This is a genomic window from Thermoanaerobaculia bacterium, assembly GCA_035260525.1.
In the GTDB taxonomy this organism is placed as follows: Bacteria; Acidobacteriota; Thermoanaerobaculia; order UBA5066; family DATFVB01; genus DATFVB01.
Map to the genome: position 1 here is coordinate 1 of DATFVB010000257.1, position 7,773 is coordinate 7,773.

Genomic DNA, 7,773 nt, shown 5'->3' on the forward strand with positions numbered 1-7,773 from the left:
TGGTTCCGCGCGCGGTCTCGAAATTCGACCTCGGCTTTACCGGTCTCGGGCCGGCGCTCCCGCCGAAGATCGGAAGGGTGCTCCCGCGCTCGCCCGCGCAGGAGGCCGGGCTTCGGCCGGGAGACCTCGTCAAGAGCATCGACGGGGAGAAGGTCGAGTCCCTGACGGACGTGACGGATGCCGTGGCGAGGCATGCGCCGGGACCGGAGACCTTCCTCGTGTCGCGCGGCGGCCAGCCGGTTTCGCTCGCGGTCCGGCCGCGCCAGGAAAGCGGCGCGTGGAAGATCGGCGTCCAGCTCGAGCCCGACGTGGCGGAAGTGATCGAGCGCTACCCTCCCGGAGAGGCGATCCGCCAGGGATGGCGGAGCCTGCGGACCGACACCCAGGCGACGCTCGCGGTCCTCGCGAAGCTCTTCCAGGGGAAGGCGTCGGTCAAGCAGATGTCGGGGCCGATCGCGATCGGACAGTTCGCGGGGGAGGCGGCGCGGGAGGGGATCGGGCCGTTCATCGCGTTGATGGGAATGCTTTCGCTCCAGCTCGGGATCCTGAATCTCCTGCCGGTGCCGATGCTCGACGGCGGTCAGCTCGCGGTCGTCGTCATCGAGGGAGCGCTCCGCCGCGATTTCTCGCTGCGCGTGAAAGAGCGGATCCTGCAGTTCGGCTTCGTGCTGCTGGTGTTGCTGATGGGCATCGTCATCTATAACGATATTTTGAAAGTCTTCTAGGCAAGCGCGGCGATACATCGAGCGAATACGGCCGCGTGCCGCCCGCCCCGCCCTCAACGTACGCTCTCGGTACGCCTCGGGACGTGGCGGGCGACCCGCATCCCGTCTCGCTCACGTCTCGCCGCGCCTCACTCTTCTCCTACCTGGCAGCATGCGCCTGACTCCGTAAGCGACCTCTCGAAGAAGAAGGGTTCCGCGTCTCGCCCCGACGCGCCGAGCCAACTCCTCTCTCCGTAGTAGCAGGACTGCGGGAAATCGCGGAGCGATTCCCGCAGGCGGTCGATACGCCGCGTTGCGCCGCGGATAACGCAAACGAGCGGAAAAGCCGCCGCGTAGACCGTTTGCGTGAACGCGAAGAAGGCCGTGATCGTCGGGTACGCGGTGATCGCGGCGTTCGCGGTCGCGAGAGTGTCCGCCACGCGCCGGGTCTTCAGTGCCACGTACGACGAGCCGATGCATCTCGCCTGCGGGCTCGACTGGCTGTACGGCCGCCCCTACACGGCGCAGCCCGACAATCCGCCCCTCGCCCGCATCGCAGCGGCCCTTCCATTCGCCCTCGCCCGCGCGCCGGTTCCGGCGGCGACCTCTCCCGACAACATGAGCCGGGGAAACGCCGTCCTCTATTCCGGCGACTACCGCGAGAACGTCGCCCGGGCGCGGGCCGGGAACCTCGTTTTCCTCGTCGCCGGGATCCTCGCGACGGGCGCATGGACCGCGCGCCGGTTCGGCCGCGCGAGCGGCCTCGCCGCGGCCGCGCTCTTCGCGTGGCTGCCGCCCGTGCGCGCACATGCGGGCCTCGCGACGACCGACATGGCCGCCGCGGCGACGTTCGCGCTCGCTCTCGTCGCCTTCGACCGCTGGCGGGACCATCCGACTCCCGGCCGGGCGTCGGCGCTGGGAGCGGCGGCCGCGGCGGGAATCCTTTCGAAGTTCTCGTTCGTCCCGTTCTTCGCGATCGCCGTCGCAATCGTCGCGGCCGCGCGGCGAGTCCCCCGCGGGACGCGCGGCCTCGACCGGAGCGCCCTGCTCGCTGCGGCCATCGCTTCTTCGATCATCTGGGCCGGGTACCGCTTCGAGGTGGGCACGGCGGCGAGCGCTTATCCCGCCGCCGGCGACTTCCTGCGCATGGCCGCGCCTCCGGCGGCGCGGGGCGCGGCGGTATGGCTCGCGGCGAACGTTCCCGTCCCCGCGCCGCTCCTCCTCGTCGGCGCGGCGGAGCTCGGGGCGGAGAACGCCGCCGGGCATCCCGGTTTCCTTCTCGGCCGGATGCGTACCCACGGCTGGTGGTACTACTTTCCGGTCGCGCTCTTCTTCAAGACGCCGATTCCGTTCCTGGCGCTCGCGCTCGCCGGGATCGCGGCGGCGTGCCGGCGGGAGGGGCGCGCCCTCGACGCCGCGCTGATGCCGATCGCGATGCTCCTCTCGGTCCTCCCGTCGTCGATCGACATCGGCGTGCGTCACCTCCTGCCGCTGTACGTGCCGCTCTCGGCCGCCGCCGGATGCGCCGCGGTCCGGATGGCGCGAAAACCCGAGTGGCGGTTCGCGGCGGCGGTTCTGGTCGCCTGGACGGCGATCGGGGCCGAAGCGGCCCATCCGGACTACCTCTCCTGGTTCAACGAGGCGGCGGGGCCGCATCCGGAGCGGATCCTGAGCGACAGCAATCTCGACTGGGGGCAGGACTGGCTTCGCCTGACGGACGTGATCGCGCGCAGGCACATCCGTCCGATCTCGGTCCTCTTTTCCGGAACGGTGCTGCTGCAGAACCATCTCGCCGACCGCGGCGCGGAGCTCGTCCCGTTGGCTGAGGATCGCCGGGCGCCCGGCTGGTACGCGCTGCCGGAGGGCGCGCTCGCGACGGACCCCGACGCGCGCCGCGGGGCGTACGCGTGGCTCGACGACTACGCCTTTGCGCGGATCGGGAAATCGATCCGGCTGTACCACGTTCCGCGCTGACGCACCCGCTACAATGACCGGAAGTTGATTCTGCTCCCGATCGTCGTCTACGCCGGAACGTGCGCCGCGGCCCTGGGGCTCGCGTCGCGGTTCCTGCGGCGGATTTCGCTGCCGTGGGGCGCGGCGATCGCACTTCTCCCGCTCCTCGTCACGGGCAAGGCGATGCTGACCGGCGGGTATTTCGGCCCGCTCAATCTTGCGTACGCGGCCTCGCCGCTATCGTCGAAGGGCGGGGCGGATCTCCATCGGGACTACGGCAACGGGCTGCTCACCGACGTGGCCTTCCAGATGGTCCCCTGGCAGGCGGCGGTCCGAAGCGACTGGCGCGCGGGCCGCGCTCCTCTCTGGAACCCGTCGATCCTCTGCGGCGACGTGCTGGCGGGCGCGGCGCAGCCCGGCCCCTTCCATCCTTCGTCGGTCATCGGCCTCCTCCTGCCGCTCGCAACGGCGCGGACGTTCGCGGCGGCGTTCGGGCTCTTCCTCGGGGCGCTCTGCGGCTTCGTTTTCCTGCGCGACCTCGGACTCGCGCCGGTCTTCGCCTTCTTCGGCGGGGCGGCGTGGATGCTGTCGTTCCACTTCCTCTTCTGGACGGGATGGCCGCAGGCGCAGTCGTTCGCGCCGCTGCCGCTCATGATGGCCGGAATGCGCCGGCTGGCCCGGCGCGAGCCGCGCGGATTCGGCGCGGCGGCGTGCGCCCTCTGGCTCTCGCTCGTCGGGGGACACCCGGAGTCGGCCTTCCACGTGGCGTTCGTCGCCGGTCTCTGGTTTCTCTGGGAGCTCACGCGCGCCGAGAAGCCCGGCCGCGCGATCGCGGGGGCCGTCGGCGCCGGTCTCCTCGCGTTCGCGATCGCGGCGCCCGCGGTGCTTCCCGTCCTCGAAGCGCTCCCGCAGACGGCGGAGGCCCGGCAGCGGTTCTCGGCCGCGCCCGGCCGGACGTCGAACGGCGCGGTCGAGTCGGCAAAGAGCGCGGTCGGCGCGATCTTTCCCGACTTCTACGGGCGGTGGCTCTCTTCGTCCAACCCTGCGGCTCCGAGCTTCGACTCCGCGACGATCGCATCGGTGGGCGGAATCGCGCTCGCGCTCGCGGCGATGGGACTCTTCTCCGGCCGCCGCGAGAAATGGCCGCTCGCGATCCTCGCGGCGCTGACGCTCGCGATCGCGGCGGGCATCCCCGGAATCGCCGACCTCGTCAACCGCCTTCCCGTCTTCCGGCTCGCCTTGAACAACCGGCTCGCGAGCGCGACCGCATTTCTGCTCGCCGCGCTCGCCGCGATCGGCCTCGAGGAGCTCGCGCGGACGACGCTCCGGCGCGCGCTCCTGCTGCCCATCGTCGCGGCGGCGGCTGGCGCCGTCGCCCTGTGGCGGCGTCCGGCGCTCGCGGCGCACGGCGTCGACCCGGGTCCGCTCGTGCGCTCGGCGGCCTTCTTCTGCGGCGGCATCGTTCTTCTCTTTCTGGGATGGCTCGCGGCGCGGCGCCGGCCGGCGGTTCTCGCGCCCGCCGCGCTCGCGCTCTTCCTGCTCGTCCGATCGGCCGAGACGCCGCGGCCCTCGCCGACGTTTCGGGCGGCCGACTTCCATCCTCCGATCCCCGAGCTCGAACGGCTTGCGCGCGGCGATGCGCCGTGGAGAATCGCCGGCCTCGGCGACGCCCTGCGGCCGAACCAGTCCTCGCTCTACGGGCTCGAGGACGTCCGCGGGTACGAAGGGATCAACAACGTTCGGCTCGGCGAGACGTTTCCCCTCTGGTCGACGCCTCAGCGCCTCTGGTTCAATCGCATCGACGATCCCGCCCGTCCTTTCCTTCGCTTTTTGAACGTCCGGTACGTCGCGTCAGACCCGTCCGCGGTTGCCCCGTCCGGCTGGCGCGAGGTCGAGCGCGGTCCGTCGCTTTCGATCTTCGAGAGCCCCGGCGTCCTTCCGCGGGCGTTTGCGCCGCGCCGCGTCCGGTTCGTGGGCGATCCCTCGCGGACCATCGCCGAGATGGAGCATGAGACCGACTTCTCCGGAGTCGCCTGGATCGAGGCGCCGGGCGAAAGGCCGCGCGAGGTCGAAAACGGCGCGGCGTCGGTGGTGGTCCGGGAGGACGGCCCCGACCTCGTGCTCGGCGTCGACGCCGCCGCGCCGGCGTGGATCGTTGCGTCCGAAACGAACTGGAAAGGGTGGCGGGCGCGCGAGGGTAATACACGATTCCCGATCCGCTTCGCCAACCACGCCTTCGTCGGATTTCGCGTGCCCGCGGGCCGGCATCGCATCCGTCTCGAGTACCGGCCGACGTCCTTCCGTATCGGTCTCGCTCTGGCGGCAGCGGCCGTTCTCGCCGCCGCGCTCTTCATCCGGGTGGGCCGTTAGGTTCGAGCGGGAACGGGGAAGGGCTCAGCTTCGCCCGGCGCCTCCGACACTCGAGCCCGTCCGATCGACAGAAACCCGCATACGAGGACGGTGATCAGCGTCCTCGCCGCCGACCAGCCGATCCATTCCGTCGGATCGCGCGTTCCGTGCAGGTAGAAGAACACGTTGACCGCCAGGAAGCCGGCGGCGGTCCAGAGAGGGAGCATCGCCCGCCCGAACCGCCGGAACACGAAGGCTGCGGCCAGCAGAGCGATCCACGGCAGGTACGCGGAGTCGTAGCGGGCGGAGACGGCCATCGCCGGAGGAATGCGCCAGAAGTTTCGGAGCGTGAAGGCGCCGAAGGGGCCGCCGCGGAACATGTCGAGGAGGCCGTGCGCGCGACAGAGCGCGTACCACGTCAGGAAGGTGACCACGGGAGCGGCCAGGATGCGAACGGCCGATTTCAGGCGCGCCGCCCATCGGCCGCCGCCGAAGATCAGGACACCCGAGAGGACGAGCCCGGTGAAGAAGACGCCTTCGAGCTTCGTCAGGACCGCGGCGGCGAGCGCGAGGCCGGCCGACCAATCCGCCAGTCGGTGCTCCCGAATCGAGAGGAGAGCGGCGAGGGCCGCGGTTTCAAAGAGGACGAGTTCGGAGTCCGCGTTTCCGGCGGTCATGCTCACGAGGTTCGTCAGGACCAGCGTTCCGGTGAAGAGCACGGTCAGCCACGAGGCCGCTTCGGGGTCTCGGAGCCGCGCTTCGGCGCCGGCCTTGAAGATCGCGGCCGTCGCGGCGAGGATTCCCGGCATGACGAGGAGCGACGCGCCCCACGGAAAGCGTCCGGCGGCCATCGTTCCGAACGCGAGCAGAAAGGGAAGGCCGGGCGGGTAGTCGGGATGCATCAGGTAGAGCTCCGGGCGACGCAGGAATTCGAAATCCAGGGTCCGCGCCCGGGCGAACTGCTCGCCCTTGGCTCCCCAGAAGAGGATCAGGTCGGAAGACGTCGCCCGTGCGGTCCCGGCAGCGTACGCGGCGAGGATCAGGGCGACCGCGGCGAGGCCCAGCGCGGCTCGGCGGCCGGGGAGGGACGGAGCGAGCAACAGCGAAGACTTCCGAGACATTCGCCAGACGGCCGCGATCGCGGCGGGAGCCAGGAGGAGGGGGAGCGTCCACTTCCAGCCCAGGAGCGAGAACGCGAGCATCTCGAAGGACAGCGCCGCGATGCCCACGGCCGTGCTCGCCCCCAGGAGCGCCGCGAGGCCCGGAAGACGTCGGCGGGCTGCGAAGAGCACGCCCGCGCCGATCGCGGGAATCGCCAGCAGGGCGAGAAGGAACTTTGCTCCCGCCGTCATCACCGGGCGGCCCGGTACAGGTAACCGCCGCCGAAGACCGCCTCGCTCCCCAGGTTCGGCGAGTCTAGCGGGAATCCGTAGGCGGCGACGAAATCGGCGACGTCGATCGACGCCGCCTTGTCCGCGTCGTGGAAAATCGGGATCACCCGCTGCTCCGGCAGCCGTCCGACCGCGATCAGGAAATCCCGCGAAAGCGTTCCGTCGTCGCGTGCGGGGGTGATGAAGGCGACCCGGGCGCCTGCCGGGACGCGGGCGTGGACCTCGTCGAGGAAAACCAGCATCGGAGCGATCGGACGAACCGCGGGATGGTCGTTCGAGAGCACCGTGGGCGGCCGTGCCAGACGAACGGGTCCGCGGCTCCGGATCCACGCGGCGGTCGTGCCGAGAAGCGCGGCGGCGACGAGAGCGGGAACGAGGATGCTCGTATCGAATCGCGGAAAAGTCGGTTCGACTCTTCCCCTCGCGCTCTTCATCGATCGACGCGCCGTTCGGGCGGAGTGCGGCCTCTGGCGGCCCTCTCCCCGCTCCTGCCCGCGATACGCGCGGCCGCGGCGCAATCCTTTCGATCCGTGATCAGCCTATTCTACGGACGGCGAGTCGCCCGCGTGCGGATCCCCGCCAGCCTCCGCAGCTTCGCGAGGTTCTTCCGGTCCCAGTCGAGGTCCTTATCCTTCGGCGTTTCGAGGAACTTGGGCACTGCCGCCAGGCGCGGATCGGTCATGATGTTCCGGAATCCGGCGTCTCCGATCTTCCCCTTCCCGATGTGCTCGTGGCGGTCGACGCGCGACCCGAGGTCCTTCTTCGAGTCGTTGACGTGCATCGCGCGGAGCCGGGAAAGCCCGAGCGCGCGATCGAAGGCCGCGATCGTCTCCGCGTATCCGTCCGGAGTCCGCAGCTCGTAGCCGGCGGCGAAGACGTGGCACGTGTCGAGACAGACGCCGAGGCGCTCCGGCTGCTTCGAGGCCCCGATCACGTCGCGAAGCTCCTCGAATCGCGCGCCGACGCACGCTCCCTGCCCGGCCGCCGTTTCGAGCCAGATGGCCGTCCGCGAATCCGCTCGCCGGAAAGCATCGTCGAGCATGCGGGCGACGCGCCGCACTCCCGCGGCGACGCCGCTCTCGCCGCACGAGCCGGGATGGAGGACGAGTGCGGGGACGCCGAGCTGCTCGCACCGTTCGAGCTCCTCCGCCAGAGCCGCCGTCGAGCGGCGGCGGAGAGCGGCGTTACCGCCGGCGGCGTTGATGAGATACGAGGAATGCGCGGCGACGGCCAGCAGTCCGGCTTTCGCGCGCGCCGCGCGGAATCCCGCCGCCTCCTCGTCCGTGATCTCCTTGCCGACCCACCGGTTCGAGTTCTTGACGAAGATCTGGAGGACGCGGCTTCCCGTCGCGACCGCGCGATCGACGGCGTTCGGG

General features: G+C 70.7%; 6 protein-coding genes. 3 read left to right on the top strand and 3 right to left on the bottom strand.

Going from position 1 to position 7,773, the window contains the following annotated elements:
- The 3 genes from rseP to VKH46_12590 all read left to right on the top strand — a co-directional run.
- Positions 1-725, top strand: a 725-nt coding sequence (gene rseP / locus VKH46_12580) for an RIP metalloprotease RseP (protein HKB71674.1), incomplete at its 5' end; no start/stop codon positions are given.
- 345 nt (positions 726-1,070) lie between these two features.
- Positions 1,071-2,678, top strand: a complete 1,608-nt coding sequence (locus tag VKH46_12585; GenBank protein ID HKB71675.1) for a hypothetical protein — start codon at positions 1,071-1,073, stop codon at positions 2,676-2,678.
- A gap of 24 nt (positions 2,679-2,702) precedes the next feature.
- Positions 2,703-5,027: a YfhO family protein gene (locus tag VKH46_12590; GenBank protein HKB71676.1), complete on the top strand. Its 2,325-nt coding sequence runs from the start codon at positions 2,703-2,705 to the stop codon at positions 5,025-5,027.
- Here VKH46_12590 and VKH46_12595 read toward each other — a convergent pair.
- The 3 genes from VKH46_12595 to VKH46_12605 form a co-directional block, all read right to left on the bottom strand.
- Positions 5,024-6,358, bottom strand: a complete 1,335-nt coding sequence (locus VKH46_12595) for a hypothetical protein (GenBank protein ID HKB71677.1) — start codon at positions 6,356-6,358, stop codon at positions 5,024-5,026. The two genes, VKH46_12590 and VKH46_12595, sit on opposite strands and share 4 nt — an antisense overlap.
- Complete coding sequence (locus VKH46_12600) at positions 6,358-6,831, bottom strand: hypothetical protein (protein ID HKB71678.1); 474 nt, start codon at positions 6,829-6,831, stop codon at positions 6,358-6,360. Before VKH46_12600 ends, VKH46_12595 begins: the two co-directional genes overlap by 1 nt.
- 110 nt (positions 6,832-6,941) lie before the next feature.
- On the bottom strand, positions 6,942-7,773 hold an 832-nt coding region (locus VKH46_12605; protein ID HKB71679.1), incomplete at its 5' end, for a deoxyribonuclease IV.

Bases quoted from the DNA above. Each gene is read 5' to 3' on its own strand.
- VKH46_12600 (HKB71678.1), bottom strand. From the start codon at position 6,831: ATGAAGAGCGCGAGGGGAAGAGTCGAACCGACTTTTCCGCGATTCGAT.
- VKH46_12595 (HKB71677.1), bottom strand. From the start codon at position 6,358: ATGACGGCGGGAGCAAAGTTCCTTCTCGCCCTGCTGGCGATTCCCGCG.